Origin of the sequence: Campylobacter pinnipediorum subsp. pinnipediorum (genome assembly GCF_002021925.1) — a bacterium.
Lineage (GTDB): Bacteria > Campylobacterota > Campylobacteria > Campylobacterales > Campylobacteraceae > Campylobacter_A > Campylobacter_A pinnipediorum.
On record NZ_CP012546.1, the window covers coordinates 766,427 to 781,553 of the forward strand.

Below are 15,127 nucleotides of genomic sequence, written 5' to 3' on the forward strand. Positions count from 1 at the left end.
GTATGAGTGATATAGTGTGGACAAAGACAGATGAAAGCCCATTTATTGCTAGTTTTTCTTTACTTGCTATTGTAAAATCTTTTTTAAAAAGATCTGATATTGATTTGGATGTGGTTGATATAAGTCTTAGTGGTAGGATTTTGTCAGCTTTTGGTTTTAAAGAAGATGGTCTTAAGTTTTTAGAAAATTTAGTAAAAGATGAAAATGCAAATATCATAAAACTTCCAAATATATCAGCTACTATTCCGCAGTTAAATGTAGCTATAAAAGAGCTTGTAAATGCTGGATATGATATCCCACAATATCCTAACGATGTCGATAATGATAAAAAGATATTTGATATATATTCTAAGATACTAGGAAGTGCTGTAAATCCGGTTTTAAGGCAGGGTAATTCAAAAAGATATAGCTCGCTAGCTGTAAAAGAGTATGCAAAGAAAAATCCACACTTTATGGGTGAATGGAGTAGTGATAGTAAAACAGAAATTTCATCTATGAAAGATGGAGATTTTTATTCTAATGAAAAATCAAAAATTATAAATAAAGATTTGAAAATAAGCATTAGATTTAAAAACAACAATGAAGAAATAGTATTAAAAGATAATATAAATGTTAATAAGGGTGATGTTGTTGATTTTAGTTTTATGGATGTGTCTAAATTGTATGATTTTTATAAAGAAGAGATAAGAGATGCAAAGCAAAAGAATTTGCTTTTTAGCCTTCATCTGAAATCTTCTATGATGAAAGTTAGCGACCCTATAATGTTTGGTGTGTGTTTGAAAGCTTATTTTGAAGAAATCTTTAATGAATATAAAAAAGATTTTGAAAATGCAGGAATAGATAGTAAAAATGGATTAAAAGATATTTTTGAAAAGATAAATAAGCTAAAAAATGCCAATGAGATAATTGATAAGTTTAATAAATGCTTTGAAGAAAAAGCTGATATTGCTATGGTTGATTATAAAAATCAAATAACGAATTTTCACAATCCAAATGATGTGATAATAGATGCTTCAATGCCAGCTATGCTTAGAAACTCTGGAAAAATGATAGATAAAAGTGGGGACATTAGAGAGTGTAAGGCTGTTATTCCTGATAGGACTTATGCTGGTGTTTATGATAGTGTTCTTAGTGATTTTAAGCAAAATGGAAAGCTTGATGTTACAAGTATTGGAAGTGTTTCAAATATAGGACTTATGGCTAAAAAAGCACAGGAGTATGGTAGTCACGATAAGAGTTTTGTAGCTTCTAGTGATGGAGAGTTTATAATTTACTTTGATAATGATAGTGTATTGGATTTTAAAGTTAAAAAAGGCGATATTTTTAGAATGTGTTTGACTAAAAATGAAGCTATTAAAAATTGGATATCTTTAGCTTTTGATGAGAGAAAAAATAGCAAAAAAGATATGATTTTTTGGCTTGATGAAAATAGGGCAAGTGATTTAAACTTGATACAAATTTTAAAAGAAGAGATTTTAGCAAACGGATTTAAAGATGAAGATTTTGTTATCTTAAATCCAGCTATGGCTTGCTTAAAAACACTTGAAATTATAAGAGATAAAAAAGATTGTATTAGTGTTACCGGTAATGTTTTAAGGGATTACTTGACAGACCTTTTTCCTATTTTTGAGTTAGGAACAAGTTCTAAAATGCTATCTATCGTTCCTTTGCTAAGTAAAGGTGGACTTTTTGAGACCGGAGCAGGTGGAACTGCACCTATGCTTGTAAAAGAGCTTATAAACGATAATCACTTTATTTGGGATAGTTTGGGTGAGTTTTTAGCACTTAATGCTTCTTTGGAATTTTTGGCAAAATCAAAAGATAATAAAAATGCGGAGATTTTGGCAAAAACATTAGATAAAGCAATAAGTGAGTATCTAAACAACAATGCTTCACCAAAACTTAAAGTTGGTGAAAATGATACTAGGGCTAGCCATTTTTATCTTGCTTTGTATTGGGCTAATGCTTTATCAAATAGCGATTTAAAAGAAAAATACACTCAATTAGCAAATGAATTAAAAAATAATGAAGAAAAAATCATTAGCGAGTTAAATGAAGTTCAAGGTAAAAAACAAGATTTTGGTGGTTGGTATTATATTGATGATAAGGTGGCTGATTTGATTATGCGACCTAGTAAAACTTTAAATGAAATAATAGGTTGAAAATATGAAGATAAGTGTTATTGGTGCTGGAAATGTTGGTGCAAGTGTTGCTTATGCATTAAGCTTAAAAAATGTATGCAAAGAACTTGTATTGATAGATATTTTTGCTGATGTTGCAAAAGCAAAAGCTATGGATATATATCAATCAAATTGTGTATTTGGTAATGATTGTGCTGTTTATGGTGGTGATGATTATAGCCTTTTAAAGGATTCTGATATAGTTGTGATAACAGCTGGAAGTCCTAGAAAAGATGGTCAAAGCAGGGAAGATTTGCTTATTAAGAATGCAGAAGTTGTAAAAACAGCAAGTGAAAATATAAAAAGATATGCACCAAACTCAGTCATTATAGTTGTAACAAATCCGCTAGATGTGATGGTTTGGGTTGCTTATAATTATAGTGGTTTTGATAAAAGAAAAATTATAGGTATGGCTGGGGAGCTTGATAGTGCAAGACTTATTTATGAGATATCAAACCTAAAAAATATCAAAGCTAATGAAATAAAAGCAAAGGTGGTCGGTGTTCATAGTGATGAGATGATAGTTTTAAAATCTAGTTTGAATACAAAATTAAATAAGGATGAATTTGATAAAATAGAGCTTGAAACAAAAGGTGGTGGAGCAAAAATAGTAAAATTGCTTAAAACATCAGCCTTTTATGCACCAGCAGCAGGCGTAGTAAAAATGTGTCTAGCTATAAAAGACAATAAAGATGAGGTTTTAAGTACAAGTGTTATTTTAAGCAAAGAGCTTGCTTGTGGTCGTCTTGTTAGATTGTCAAAAGATGGTGTTTGTGAAATTTTACCATTAGAACTAGATGATGATGAAAAAGAAAAATTAAAAATAAGTGAAGAAAAAATAACAAATAATATTAAATTTTTGAAAGAAAACCTAATATGAATATACACGAGTATCAATCAAAAAAGATTTTAAAAGATTTCGGTGTCAATGTTATGCAAGGCATTGTTGTAAATAATAAAGATGATATAGATAATGTCTTGGATGAACTTGGCGGAGACACATTTGCTATCAAGTCTCAAATACATGCTGGTGGAAGAGCTATTGGCGGCGGTGTTAAGATAGCTAAAAGCAAAATTGAAGCAAATAAATTTGCAAGTGAAATGCTTGGTAGCTACCTAGTAACCCCACAAACTCCAAAAGATGGAATTTTAGTAAACAAGGTTTATATAGAAAAAGCTCTTAAGTTTAAAAAAGAGTTTTATTTGTGCTTTACATTTGATAGAATAAATGAAAATATAAGCTTGATAGTCTCAAAAGATGGTGGTGTTAGTATAGAAGAAACAGCAAAAACTAATCCTGAGCTTATTAAAAGATTAGGTATTGATTTTCAGACTGGTTTATGCGGATTTCATATTCAGGAATTTTTACAATTTTTGGGATTTAATAAAGACCTCGGTATAAAATTTGGAAAATTATTAAAATCTTTGTATGAAATTTATATACAAAAAGAGGCTATTTTAGTGGAGATAAATCCACTTGTTATAAGTGATGATGATGAGCTTTATGCTCTTGATGCAAAACTTAGCTTTGATGATAGTGCATTGTTTAGGCATAAAGATATAGCTGAATTAGATGATTTGACTCAGACAAATGAGAATGAAAATCAGGCAAAAGCTTTAAATTTGAGTTATATTAAGTTAGATGGAAATGTTGGCTGTGTTGTAAATGGAGCTGGTTTAGCTATGGCTACTATGGATATCATAAAAGACCTTGGAGGAAGTGCCGCAAATTTCTTAGATGTTGGTGGAAGCGCAAATGAAGATGGTGTTTCAAAAGCATTTGAACTCATACTAAGAGATAAAAATGTAAAAGTTATATTTGTTAATATCTTTGGAGGAATAGTTCGTTGTGATATTATTGCACATGGAATTTGTGAGGCATGTAAGCATTTGGCACTTAATGTTCCTGTTGTTATAAGGCTTGATGGAACAAACTCAAAAGAGGCTATAGAAATTTTAAAGCAATCAGGGCTTAGTGGAATTTATGCTAGTTCAAATCTTTATGATGGTGCTAAAATGGCTGTTGAGATAGCAAAAAAGGGTGATATATGAGTATACTTGTTGATAAAAATACAAAAGTTGTAGTTCAAGGTATAACTGGTAAACAAGGTAGTTTTCATACTCAAAAATGTTTAGAATATGGAACAAATATTGTAGCTGGTGTTACTCCATTTAAGGGTGGCACAAAGCATCTTGGTATTGATATATTTAATAGTGTAAAAGAGGCTGTTTGTATGACTGGTGCTGATACAAGTATGATTTTTGTTCCAGCTGCTTTTACAAAAGATGCTATATTAGAAGCTGCATTAGCTGGCATAAAACTATGTGTTGTAATTACTGAACATATTCCTATTTTTGATATGCTGAAAGTAAAAGAGATAGCTAAAAAATACAATATGCTTATAATAGGCCCTAACTGCCCTGGTATAATTAGTGCTGATGAGTGTAAGCTTGGTATAATGCCATCTGAAATTTTTAAAAAATCTAATAAAAATATAGGCATAATTTCAAAATCAGGAACTTTAACATACGAGGCGGCAAATCAAATTTTAGCTCAAGGGTATGGTATATCAAGTGCTGTTGGTATTGGCGGAGATGCTGTTATAGGAACTAGCTATGATGAGTTATTGTTGGAGTTTGAAAAAGATGAAGATACTCTAGCTATTGTTATGATAGGTGAGATAGGTGGGGAGCTTGAGATAAAAGCTAGTGAGATTATAAAAACAAAGATTACAAAACCAGTAGTTGCTTTTATAGCTGGAGCTAGTGCGCCAAAGGGTAGAAAAATGGGACATGCTGGAGCTATCATAAACTCAAGTAATGCAAGTGCTGATGCTAAAATGAAAGCTTTAATTGAAGCTGGTGCTTATGTGATCGCAAATCCAGCGGATATCGGTAAAAAAGTAAAAGAGATAATAGGATAATCTCACTAAATATAATTAATATATAAAATTGATAAAAAAGGAACTAAATTGGCTGATTTTTATAACCCAAAAGATGTTGAGGAAGAATTTTACAAAATATGCGAAGAGCGTGGATATTTTGAAATTGATGGAAATAAAGAGATTCAACAAAAGGATAAAACTTTTTGTATTATGATGCCACCTCCTAATGTTACAGGTGTTTTACATATAGGACATGCTTTGACATTTACTTTACAAGATATTATGACAAGATATAAAAGGATGGATGGCTATAAGACTTTATGGCAACCAGGACTTGATCATGCTGGTATAGCAACTCAAAATGTTGTAGAAAAACAACTTTTAGCACAAGGTATAAAAAAAGAAGATCTTGGTCGTGATGAATTTGTGAAAAAAGTTTGGGAATGGAAAGAAAAAAGTGGTGGAACCATAGTATATCAAATGCGTCGTCTTGGTATAACTCCAGCTTGGAGTAGAGAACGTTTTACTATGGATGAAGGGCTTAAAAAAGCTGTAAAAAAAGCCTTTGTAAATTTATACGAAAAAGGTCTTATAGTTAGAGATAACTATATGGTAAATTGGTGTACTCACGATGGTGCTTTAAGTGATGTTGAGGTTGAACATAAAGAAAATAAAGGAAAATTGTATCACATAAGATACTATCTAAAAGATAGTGATAAATACATAGTTGTTGCTACTACTCGTCCTGAGACATACTTTGGAGATACGGCTGTTATGGTAAATCCAAACGATGATAGATACAAACACCTTATAGGTAAAAGTGTCATACTTCCTATAATAAATCGTGAGGTAAAAATCATAGCAGATGAGCATGTTGATGTTGAGTTTGGAACCGGTTTAGTTAAGGTTACACCAGCTCACGATGTAAATGACTACGAAGTTGGTAAAAGACATAATTTAGAGTTTATCACTGTTTTTGATGAAAACGGTATTTTAAATGAATATTGTGATAAATTCGCTGGACTTGAAAGACTTGAAGCTAGAGATGTTATTGTTGCAGAACTTGATAAACTTGGATATGTTGAAAAGATAGAGGATTATGAAAATCAAGTAGGGTATTGTTATCGTTGTAAAAATGTTGTAGAACCATATATATCAAAGCAGTGGTTTGTAAAAAAAGAGATAGCTGATGAGGCTATTAAAAAAGTTAATGATGGTGGTGTTGATTTTTATCCATCTCATTGGATAAATAGTTTTAATGCTTGGATGAGAGAGCTTAAAGATTGGTGCATATCTCGTCAGTTATGGTGGGGTCATCAGATACCGGTTTTTTATTGTGATGATTGTTCTCATGAGTGGGCTAGCGAAGAAGAACATCCTGAAAAATGCACTAAATGTGGAAGTAAAAATTTCCATCAAGACCCTGACGTTTTAGACACTTGGTTTTCAAGCGGACTTTGGCCTATATCTACTCTTGGTTGGGGTAATGATGATGAGTTAAAAAACATAAAATGGTTTGAGAATGATATCAAGGAATTTTATCCAAATACCATGCTTATTACCGGATTTGATATACTCTTTTTCTGGGTTGCTAGAATGATGTTTCAAAGCGAAAATGCAGTTAGCGAACTTCCATTTAAAGATGTATATTTACATGCTTTGGTTAAAGATAAAGATGGTAAAAAGATGAGTAAAAGTAGTGGTAATGTTATAGACCCTATTGATAAAATAGATGAGTATAGTGCCGATATACTTCGTTTTACTCTTACACTTTTAGCTGTTCAAGGTAGAGATATAAGAATGAGTGAAGAAAAAATGATATTAGTTAGAAACTTCACAAATAAATTATATAATGCAAGTAAATATCTTTTACTAAATGAGTCTAAATTTGAAAATTTAAGCGATATAACAATAAAAACACAGCTTGGTAAGTTTATGCTAAGTAGGTTTAATGAGTGTGTTAAAGATGTTAGAGAAAATTTAGAGTCTTATAGATTTAATGATGCTGCAAATGCTCTTTATAAGTTTTTATGGGATGAGTTCTGCGACTGGGGTATAGAGCTTAGTAAAGCCGATAAGAGTAGTATTGGTGAATTGGGAGCTATATTTAAAGAGGCTTTAAAGACTCTTAGTCCATTTATGCCTTTTATTAGTGAATATTTATTTCACGAATTAAGTGCTACAAGCCTAAAAGAATCAAAATCTATTATGGTTGAGCCATATCCAAATAATATTGAGCGTGATTTTGAAATAGAGAGAAAATTTGGACTTATTATAGAAGCTATAATAAGCATTCGCCGTGCAAAAGCTAGTGTCGAACTTGGAAATTCAAAGGTGGCAAAATCATATATAAAACTTAATAAAAATAGTGATGATATAAGTGATTATGTAAATTATATTAAATTATTGGCAAAATCAGAAGAAGTTTTATTTTGCAGTGATAACCAAGAAAAATCAGTAAGAGATGTTAGTGAAAATTTAGAGTGTTTTGTTCCTCTTGTTGGTATTGATATGAGTGCTATGATAAATAGATTAAATCAACAAAAAAATAAGCTTGAAAAAGAGATAATAAAACTATCAAATATGTTAAATAATGAGAAATTTATAGCAAGTGCACCTGAAAATGTTGTAAAAACAAATAAAGATGCATTGCAAAGCGCAACAGACAAATTTAACAAAATAGAAGAAGAATTAAAAAATTTACAAGGTTAGTGAATTGATAAAAATCAATAATTTAAAAAAATATTATGGTAAGACTTTGATTATAGATGATATCTCTTTTGATGTCAAAAAAGGTGAAATTTTTGCGATAGTAGGTCATAGTGGGGCTGGTAAATCAACTCTTTTACGTTGTATTAATGGTCTTGAAGAGTATGCTGATGGAAGTTTAAAAGTTTTTGATAAAGAGATTAAGCAATTAAATCAAGAAGAACTTAGACATTTTAGAAAAGATGTTGGTATGATATTCCAACATTTTGCTTTGATGAGCCGTAAAAATGTTTTTGAAAATGTTGCAACTCCGCTTAGATTTTGGGGATATAAGGATGATTATATAAACTCAAGAGTAAATGAACTTTTAAGCCTTGTTGGGCTTGAAAGCAAAAAAGATGCTTTTCCAAATTCTTTAAGCGGTGGTCAAAAACAGCGTGTTGCTATAGCTAGGGCTTTGGCTTTAAATCCAAAGGTTTTGCTTAGTGATGAGGCTACATCAGCACTTGATCCAAATACAACAAAATCCATTTTGGAGCTTTTAAAAAAGATAAATTTAGAGCTAGGCATAAGCATTGTTTTGGTTACTCACGAAATGGAAGTTGTGAAAAGCATAGCTAGTAGAGCTATATTGCTTGAACACGGAAAAATCATCGGCTCAGGTCTTATAGAAGAGCTTTTCTTAAAACCTGATGCTAAAATGAAAGAGTTTTTAGGTGAAGAGGAGATACTTCCAGAAAGTGGTGTAAATATAAGATTGTTTTTTCCAAAAGAGGTTGCTCAAAGTAGTTTGATTACAAATATGGCAAGAACTCTTGATATTGATTTTAATATAGTTTGGGGAAAGCTTGAAAAGCTAAATGAAAATGTTCTTGGTAGCTTGGTTGTTAATATAAAAGAAAGCGATAAAGACCAAGTTATTAATTATATATCAAAAAGTGGTGTTTTATGGGAGGTAGCTTAATGTTTGGTATAGATTTTTCAAAATTTCCTGATATATTTGTTAAAATTTTACTCCCAGCTATAAATGAAACACTTTATATGAGTCTTGTTTCAACTATACTTGCATTTGCAATAGGATTGATTCCGGCTGTATTACTTATAATATCAAGCAAAGATGGCTTAAAACCAAATCCTAAATTGTATTTTATCTTAGATGCTATGATAAATACACTAAGAAGTTTTCCTTTTATTATTTTAATAATAGTCTTGATACCTATAACTAGAATGATAGTAGGCACTAGTATAGGGACTACTGCAACCATAGTTCCACTTACAATAGGAGCAGCTCCATTTGTTGCTAGACTTATTGAAAGTGCCTTTAAAGAGGTTGATAACGGCATTATAGAGGCGGCAAAGAGTTTTGGTGCCTCAAAATTTCAAATAATTTTTAGAATAATGCTAGTTGAATCACTGCCTAGTATAATCTCAGCTTTGACACTAACACTTATAGTAAATATAGGTTTTTCTGCTATGGCTGGTGCTGTTGGAGGTGGTGGTCTTGGTGCTGTTGCTATAAACTATGGTTATCAAAGATTTAGACCAGATATTATGCTTTATACTGTTGTTATTCTCGTGATAATGGTTCATATCTTTCAAATCATAGGAGATTTTTTATATAAAATTACAAAAAAGTAGTAATATATTACTACTTTTATCTTTTTTTAAATATTTTTTTCTTAAAATTAAAAGATTATTTTATTAAAAGAAAGGTTAAGACATGAAAACAGATATGTGCGAAATGTATGGCTTTAAGATTGAGGTGTCGATAGACTAAGACTAGGTGCGAATTTCTTTTTAAGTGCTTAGTCGTTTTGCTAAACACTTAAAAAGAAATTCTGTTATATTATATACATATGACTCTTCATCCTTTTTATGTGTTTGGTTTATATAAATATATAAAAAAGGATAAAAAATGAAAAAAATACTTATATCTTCTTTGGTTGCTTTAGGCTTATCTTTGTTTGCTAATGCTGATGAAAAAATAATAATCGGAGCTACTTCTGTTCCTCATGCTGAAATTTTAGAAGCTGTAAAACCTGTTTTAAAAAAATCTGGTTATGATTTAGAAATAAAAGAATTCTTTGATTATAGTTTGCCAAATTTGGCTCTTGAAGATGAGGATTTGGATGCTAATTATTTTCAGCACACACCTTATCTAACAGAGTTTAATAAAAATAAAGGCACTCATCTTGTTACAACTGTAGCTGTTCATATAGAGCCACTTGGAATTTATTCTAAAAAAGTAAAAAGTCTTGATGAGCTAAAAGATGGAGATAGTGTTGCTATACCAAATGATCCAACAAATGAAGATCGCGCTCTTAATATCTTAGCAAAAGCGGGGCTTATAAAGCTAAATGATGAGCCTTTAAAGACCTTGATAGATATAACAGAAAATCCTAAAAATTTAAATTTTGTTGAGATAGAAGCTGCTCAAATTCCTCGCTCTTTAGATGATATTACTTTGGCGGCTATAAACACAAACTATGCACTAAGTGCAAATTTAAATCCACTAAAAGATTCTATTTTGCTTGAAGATAAAGATAGCCCTTATGTAAACTATATAGTTGTAAAAGAGGGTCATGAAAATGATAAAAAGATAAAGGCTCTTAACGATGCTGTAACATCAGAAGATGTTAAGAAATTTATCATAGAAAAATATCAAGGTGCTGTTTTACCAGTTTTTTAATTTTTTATTAGGTGTGATGAGTTTCATCCACCTAAATATATTATCCTAAGGCAATTATGATTATTTATCCATTTATTACTTTGATTATAGTTCATTTTATGGCTTTACTTATGCCTGGTCCTGATTTTTTTATTGTTACAAGAACTGCTTTAGCTCATGGTTACAAACAAAGCTTATTTGTCTCTTTAGGTGTTGGGACAGGTGCTATTTTATGGAGTATTTTAAGTTTAGTTGGTCTAAAAACGATTTTTGATATCTACCCATTTTTTCAGATATTAATTATGATTTGTGGTGCTTTTTATCTTTTTTTTATATCTTTTTCTATTTTAAAATCAATGATGGTTAAAATTGATTTTATATCACAAAATTTATCAAATCATTATAGTCTATTTTATTTTTACAAAAAAGGATTTTTTACAAATATAACAAATCCAAAAGTTATTTTGTATTTTTCTAGTATTTTTTCTTCTTTTATGGATAATTTTAAATCCAGCACAAGTTTAATTATAGTCTTTTTAATTATAAGTTTTGAAACTACTTTATTTTTTATAGTACTTGCCAAATTATTTTCAAAACATAGTTTTAGGGATATGTTTTTTAGAAAGCATAAGATTATAGATACATTTTGTGCTTTGATTTTTATGATATTTGCTGTTTCTATTATTTATGAAGTTTTAATTAGGATTTAATTTTGTTTATTGATATTGTAAATTTTATAGTAAATCAAGTAAGGGATTGGGGTTATTTTGGTATATTTTTTCTTATGTTTCTGGAAAGTTTATTTTTTCCGTTTCCTAGTGAAATTGTTATGATACCAGCTGGATATTTAGCTAGTAAAAATGAGATTAATTTTTGCGCTTCTTTTTTGGTAGGAACTACTGGTTCGTTGCTCGGGGCATTATTTAACTATTATTTATGCTATTTTTTTGGAAGAAGATTGATTTATAAGTATGCTGGCTATATTGGTTTAAGCCAAAATAAATTAGATAAATTTCAAGATTTTTTTAATAAACACGGAGAAATTTCTACTTTTAATTCAAGATTGCTTCCTGGCATTAGACAATACATTAGTTTGCCTGCCGGTTTTGCTAAAATGAATATATTTAAATTTTCACTATATACAACACTAGGTGCTGGAATTTGGGTATTTATTCTTTTGATGTTGGGATATTTTTTTGGCTCAAATCCATCAAAAGAGTATATGTATATAGTTAGTTTTGCACTTTTTAGCGTTGTTTTGATTATAAGTTTGGTTTATGTCGCAAAGATAAGAAAAAAATAATTAATTTTTTTCTTTTTCTTGTTCCTTTTCTTGTTCTTTTTCCTTTGCTCTTCTTATAGCTGCTTCTTTTTGTATATTTTTTTGTTGTGCTAAAAATACATGCTCTTCTAAAACAACTGCTTGAAATGTTCCTTCAAATACCTTAATTTCTCTTACTTTTCCAGTTACTCTTACATCTCTTTTTCTTGATTCATCAAAATATGCCTGAGCTTCAAACTCAACTATATCGCCAAGTCTTACTGGACCAAAGAAATTTATTCTAGCACTTATGCTTACACAATATTCTTCATTTATGGAAGTTAATGCTGCATAGTTTGCTGCTGAAAAAACAAAACCGCTGTGTATTAAGCCTTCATTATCACTAACCATTTCTTCTATTGTAAAAAGCTTTGTTTTTGCATAGCTTTTTTTTAATTCTGTAACAACTCCTGAGAGATTTAGTTTTATTGCGCTTGATGTTTTTAACTCATTTCTAAATGGGTTTTCTTCTTCAGGGAGTATAATTCCATCTGAGTTATTTTCAAATATATTTTCATCAGACATTGTATTACCTTTTAAATTTTAATTTTAATATATACTCTTTTTGGGGCTGGGTAACCCTCTATAGTTTTTGAGTTGTCATTTGGATCTAAGAAATTTTCTAAACTCTCTCCATTTATCCACTCTGTTTTTCTTTGTTCGTTGGTGTCTGTTTCTTTTGTTGCTAAAATTTCAAAATCTTTAAATTTAGCTCTTTCGCACCAGTTTTGTAAAACTTGTAAGCTTGGAATAAAGTAAATGTTTGGTATTTTTGAGTATGTTGTTTTAGGTGATAATACAAAATCACCTTGTATGTCTATATACATAGTGTCTAAAAATACCTCTCCATTTTTATTAAGTGATTGTTTAAGTTCTTTTAGCATTTTTATTGGATCGCTTCTGTGGTATATAACTCCAAGACAAAATATAGTATCAAACTTATGCTCAAAATATGGCAAATGCTCAACACCCAAAAGTTCATAGTTTATAATATCGCTTTTTATTAGTTTATTAAGAAATTTAAATTGCATTGCTGTGTGTATGCTTGGGTCAAAACCAACTATTTTTTTAGGTTTAAAATCAAGCATTCTAAACATATAATAGCCATTATTGCAACCAACATCGGCAACTATCTTATCTTTTAGATTAAGGTGCGGTTTTAAAATATTAAATTTAATAAAACTTTGCCATTCTGTATCTATAAATAAATTATTTATTTCAAAAGGACCTTTTCTCCAGGGTTTTAACGCTTTTGCTATTTTTTCAATTATATCTTTATCTTTTGAGTCATCAAATTTTATTTTTACTCTATCTGCAAACTCACATAGGCATTGAAAATCCAAAATATCTATTTGTTTTAAAATATCTGAGTTTCTTTCCGAAAATAGCTCTTTTTGTTTTAAATTTCTTATCTTTTCTAAATCCATTTTTACCAATCTATTATATTGTGCGGACACTCTTTTTTATATGTTCCTGTTGCATCATAATACTCTTTGCAATCATTATAATAATTGGTAGAAACTCCTCTTGCATTAAAGAACACACAACCATTAAAAAATAAAATCATAAATGTAAATAATATCACGCTTTTCATGGCACTAATTTTATCATAAAAAGCTAAAATTTATATTTTTTAATATACAATGAGCGCTATTTTAGAGCTAAGTTTTAGCTAATGTATTATTTAAGGCAAATGTCAATGAAAAGACGTGATTTTTTTAAATTCGGCAGTATATTAGGTGCTACTTGCGCTATTTCAAGTGTTGCTACAGCAAAAAGCGATATAAAATCAAAACAAAATAGAACTTTTAATATAAATTTAAAACATTTTATAAAAGAGAAGTCTATAGATCAAAGGCTTTGGGTTCCGCTTGTTACAAATACGGATTATCAACAAATTACTAGTTTATATGATATAAATACAAATTCAAAAGATTATTATATGTCTGATTTTGAAATTCCAACACTATATGCTAAATTTGATGATAAAGATAAAAACTTTAATCTAGATATTAGTTTTAGTGTTCAAACACAGGAGAGAAATACTGATTTTTCTAAGGTTAATTTTAATGAAAATGAAAAGTTGCCTCCTGAGATTGAAAAATTTTTAAAACCAACCACACAAATTCCAGTAGATGGTGTTGTATTTGAAAAAGCAAAACAGATAGTTGGTAACATAAAAGGCGACTTAGAAAAAGCAAAAGCTATATATACATGGGTCGCAAATACAATGCAAAGAGATAATAGTGTCATAGGTTGTGGTCGTGGAGATATAAAAGCTATACTTGAAACAGGAAAATTAGTCGGTAAATGCACCGATATAAACTCTGTTTTTGTTGGATTGTGTAGAGCTGTTGGTATTCCTGCTCGTGAGTTTTTTGGTATAAGAGTAGGGCAGTCTAAAACATCAAATCAAATGGGCAAGGCTGATAAAAATGGATTTGCTGATATTACCGGAGCACAGCATTGTCGTGCAGAGTTTTATTTAAAAGGTTATGGCTGGATTCCTGTTGACCCTGCTGATGTTACAAAGGTTAGACTAGGAGAAAACCTAGACAATAACGATGCAAGAATTGGTCAAATAAGAGATTATTTATTTGGAAATTGGGAAATGTGTTGGATAGGTTTTAACTATGGTCGCGATTTTATCTTAAAACCACAACCAGAACAGTATCCTATGAATAACTTTGGCTATCCATATGCTGAGCTTGAAGGTAATGTTATTGATTATTATTCGCCAAAAGATTTTTCATACAAATACACATCTCAAGAGATTTTGATTTGAAAAGATTTTATCTATTATTTTTTTCAATAGGGACTGGTATTTTAGCGACTTTGTGTTGCTTGCCAGCCTTGTTGATTTTAGTGTTTGGTGTATCTTTTTCTTTTTTCTCAAATTTGGATTTTTTAACAGAATATAGAGCATTTTTCACAATAATATCTTTGTTATTATTTATTTTATGGAGTTTTTTATATTTAAATGGTAAAAAAAGCTTTTGCTCGGTTGCTACTTATAGTAAAAAAAATATTTTAAATTATTTAATTGTTTTATTATTATTTTTATTATTGCTTTTTTATCCAGAAATTTTAGGATTTTTATATGAGTAAAATTTTATTACTGTTTTTATTAAGTGTAAATATCTTTGCAAAAGATATAGTTATATTGGTTGAGGCTATGCATTGTCCTCTTTGCACTGTTTTGGTTAGAAAAGAGCTTTTAAAGGTTGATGGTGTTGAAAAAGTAAAAGCCAAATTGGTATCAAAAAAAGCTTATGTTACAGCTAATGATAGTGTTGATGAAAATAAACTTTTAAAAGCCATAGAAAAAATAAACTATCCAGGTATTATTGTAAAGGAGTAAAAA

General features: G+C 29.9%; 17 protein-coding genes. 13 read left to right on the plus strand and 4 right to left on the minus strand.

The features are described 5' to 3' along the window. Window positions 1-2 precede the first annotated feature (2 nt). The 10 genes from CPIN17260_RS03940 to CPIN17260_RS03985 all read left to right on the plus strand — a co-directional run bounded on the left by CPIN17260_RS03940 (window position 3) and on the right by CPIN17260_RS03985 (window position 11,745). Complete coding sequence (locus tag CPIN17260_RS03940; protein ID WP_078397828.1) at window positions 3-2,162, plus strand: NADP-dependent isocitrate dehydrogenase; 2,160 nt, start codon at window positions 3-5, stop codon at window positions 2,160-2,162. Between the two features lie 4 nt (window positions 2,163-2,166). Continuing rightward, the gene (locus CPIN17260_RS03945) at window positions 2,167-3,060 is read left to right on the plus strand and encodes a malate dehydrogenase (RefSeq protein WP_078440591.1); all 894 of its coding nucleotides are present in this window, start codon (window positions 2,167-2,169) and stop codon (window positions 3,058-3,060) included. After that, entirely contained in the window at window positions 3,057-4,232 is a 1,176-nt protein-coding gene (gene sucC, locus CPIN17260_RS03950) for an ADP-forming succinate--CoA ligase subunit beta (protein WP_078440592.1), read from the plus strand. Before CPIN17260_RS03945 ends, sucC begins: the two co-directional genes overlap by 4 nt. Further along, on the plus strand, window positions 4,229-5,104 hold the full coding sequence (gene sucD / locus CPIN17260_RS03955) for a succinate--CoA ligase subunit alpha (RefSeq protein WP_078440593.1): 876 nt from the start codon (window positions 4,229-4,231) through the stop codon (window positions 5,102-5,104). The genes sucC and sucD overlap by 4 nt, the downstream gene beginning before the upstream one ends. A 48-nt stretch (window positions 5,105-5,152) precedes the next feature. Then, window positions 5,153-7,777: a valine--tRNA ligase gene (locus CPIN17260_RS03960; protein WP_078440594.1), complete on the plus strand. Its 2,625-nt coding sequence runs from the start codon at window positions 5,153-5,155 to the stop codon at window positions 7,775-7,777. A 4-nt stretch (window positions 7,778-7,781) separates the two neighbouring features. After that, window positions 7,782-8,738: a methionine ABC transporter ATP-binding protein gene (locus CPIN17260_RS03965; RefSeq protein ID WP_069636460.1), complete on the plus strand. Its 957-nt coding sequence runs from the start codon at window positions 7,782-7,784 to the stop codon at window positions 8,736-8,738. Then, window positions 8,738-9,412: a methionine ABC transporter permease gene (locus CPIN17260_RS03970; RefSeq protein WP_069637300.1), complete on the plus strand. Its 675-nt coding sequence runs from the start codon at window positions 8,738-8,740 to the stop codon at window positions 9,410-9,412. Before CPIN17260_RS03965 ends, CPIN17260_RS03970 begins: the two co-directional genes overlap by 1 nt. A gap of 277 nt (window positions 9,413-9,689) precedes the next feature. Then, a complete protein-coding gene (locus tag CPIN17260_RS03975; RefSeq protein ID WP_078387604.1) occupies window positions 9,690-10,463 on the plus strand; it encodes a MetQ/NlpA family ABC transporter substrate-binding protein in 774 nt (257 codons plus the stop codon). 56 nt (window positions 10,464-10,519) lie between these two features. Then, window positions 10,520-11,152, plus strand: coding sequence for a LysE family transporter (locus CPIN17260_RS03980; RefSeq protein ID WP_078405997.1), 633 nt, complete (start codon window positions 10,520-10,522; stop codon window positions 11,150-11,152). 2 nt (window positions 11,153-11,154) lie between these two features. Further along, window positions 11,155-11,745, plus strand: a complete 591-nt coding sequence (locus CPIN17260_RS03985) for a DedA family protein (protein WP_226997013.1) — start codon at window positions 11,155-11,157, stop codon at window positions 11,743-11,745. Here the strand turns inward: CPIN17260_RS03985 and CPIN17260_RS03990 are convergent, their stop codons facing one another. Genes CPIN17260_RS03990 through CPIN17260_RS09290 form a run of 3 tightly spaced genes read right to left on the minus strand, consistent with a single transcriptional unit; the run spans window position 11,746 to window position 13,357 of the window. Continuing rightward, entirely contained in the window at window positions 11,746-12,288 is a 543-nt protein-coding gene (locus CPIN17260_RS03990) for a PaaI family thioesterase (protein ID WP_078440595.1), read from the minus strand. A gap of 11 nt (window positions 12,289-12,299) precedes the next feature. Further along, a complete protein-coding gene (gene cmoB / locus CPIN17260_RS03995) occupies window positions 12,300-13,190 on the minus strand; it encodes a tRNA 5-methoxyuridine(34)/uridine 5-oxyacetic acid(34) synthase CmoB (RefSeq protein ID WP_078405998.1) in 891 nt (296 codons plus the stop codon). Between the two features lie 2 nt (window positions 13,191-13,192). Continuing rightward, a complete protein-coding gene (locus CPIN17260_RS09290) occupies window positions 13,193-13,357 on the minus strand; it encodes a hypothetical protein (RefSeq protein WP_167562274.1) in 165 nt (54 codons plus the stop codon). 105 nt (window positions 13,358-13,462) lie between these two features. On the opposite strand from CPIN17260_RS09290, the gene CPIN17260_RS04000 reads away from it, so the two are divergent. After that, window positions 13,463-14,548, plus strand: coding sequence for a transglutaminase family protein (locus CPIN17260_RS04000; protein ID WP_078405999.1), 1,086 nt, complete (start codon window positions 13,463-13,465; stop codon window positions 14,546-14,548). A gap of 7 nt (window positions 14,549-14,555) precedes the next feature. Here the strand turns inward: CPIN17260_RS04000 and CPIN17260_RS09370 are convergent, their stop codons facing one another. After that, window positions 14,556-14,696, minus strand: coding sequence for a hypothetical protein (locus CPIN17260_RS09370; RefSeq protein ID WP_226997054.1), 141 nt, complete (start codon window positions 14,694-14,696; stop codon window positions 14,556-14,558). Between CPIN17260_RS09370 and CPIN17260_RS09660 the strand changes: the two genes are divergently transcribed. Together CPIN17260_RS09660 and CPIN17260_RS04005 are read left to right on the plus strand one after the other, a co-directional pair. Next, on the plus strand, window positions 14,629-14,871 hold the full coding sequence (locus tag CPIN17260_RS09660) for an aryl sulfotransferase (protein WP_226997037.1): 243 nt from the start codon (window positions 14,629-14,631) through the stop codon (window positions 14,869-14,871). The two genes, CPIN17260_RS09370 and CPIN17260_RS09660, sit on opposite strands and share 68 nt — an antisense overlap. Then, window positions 14,864-15,124, plus strand: a complete 261-nt coding sequence (locus tag CPIN17260_RS04005; protein WP_069636453.1) for a heavy-metal-associated domain-containing protein — start codon at window positions 14,864-14,866, stop codon at window positions 15,122-15,124. The genes CPIN17260_RS09660 and CPIN17260_RS04005 overlap by 8 nt, the downstream gene beginning before the upstream one ends. The last annotated feature ends 3 nt before the right edge of the window (window positions 15,125-15,127 follow it).

What these genes read in the sequence shown, in the direction of transcription:
- CPIN17260_RS04000 (WP_078405999.1), top strand. Translation starts at nt 13,463, where the DNA reads ATGAAAAGACGTGATTTTTTTAAATTCGGCAGTATATTAGGTGCTACT.
- CPIN17260_RS09290 (WP_167562274.1), bottom strand. Translation starts at nt 13,357, where the DNA reads ATGAAAAGCGTGATATTATTTACATTTATGATTTTATTTTTTAATGGT.
- CPIN17260_RS03980 (WP_078405997.1), top strand. Translation starts at nt 10,520, where the DNA reads ATGATTATTTATCCATTTATTACTTTGATTATAGTTCATTTTATGGCT.
- sucD (WP_078440593.1), top strand. Translation starts at nt 4,229, where the DNA reads ATGAGTATACTTGTTGATAAAAATACAAAAGTTGTAGTTCAAGGTATA.
- CPIN17260_RS03940 (WP_078397828.1), top strand. Translation starts at nt 3, where the DNA reads ATGAGTGATATAGTGTGGACAAAGACAGATGAAAGCCCATTTATTGCT.
- cmoB (WP_078405998.1), bottom strand. Translation starts at nt 13,190, where the DNA reads ATGGATTTAGAAAAGATAAGAAATTTAAAACAAAAAGAGCTATTTTCG.
- CPIN17260_RS03970 (WP_069637300.1), top strand. Translation starts at nt 8,738, where the DNA reads ATGTTTGGTATAGATTTTTCAAAATTTCCTGATATATTTGTTAAAATT.
- sucC (WP_078440592.1), top strand. Translation starts at nt 3,057, where the DNA reads ATGAATATACACGAGTATCAATCAAAAAAGATTTTAAAAGATTTCGGT.
- CPIN17260_RS04005 (WP_069636453.1), top strand. Translation starts at nt 14,864, where the DNA reads ATGAGTAAAATTTTATTACTGTTTTTATTAAGTGTAAATATCTTTGCA.
- CPIN17260_RS03945 (WP_078440591.1), top strand. Translation starts at nt 2,167, where the DNA reads ATGAAGATAAGTGTTATTGGTGCTGGAAATGTTGGTGCAAGTGTTGCT.
- CPIN17260_RS03990 (WP_078440595.1), bottom strand. Translation starts at nt 12,288, where the DNA reads ATGTCTGATGAAAATATATTTGAAAATAACTCAGATGGAATTATACTC.
- CPIN17260_RS03975 (WP_078387604.1), top strand. Translation starts at nt 9,690, where the DNA reads ATGAAAAAAATACTTATATCTTCTTTGGTTGCTTTAGGCTTATCTTTG.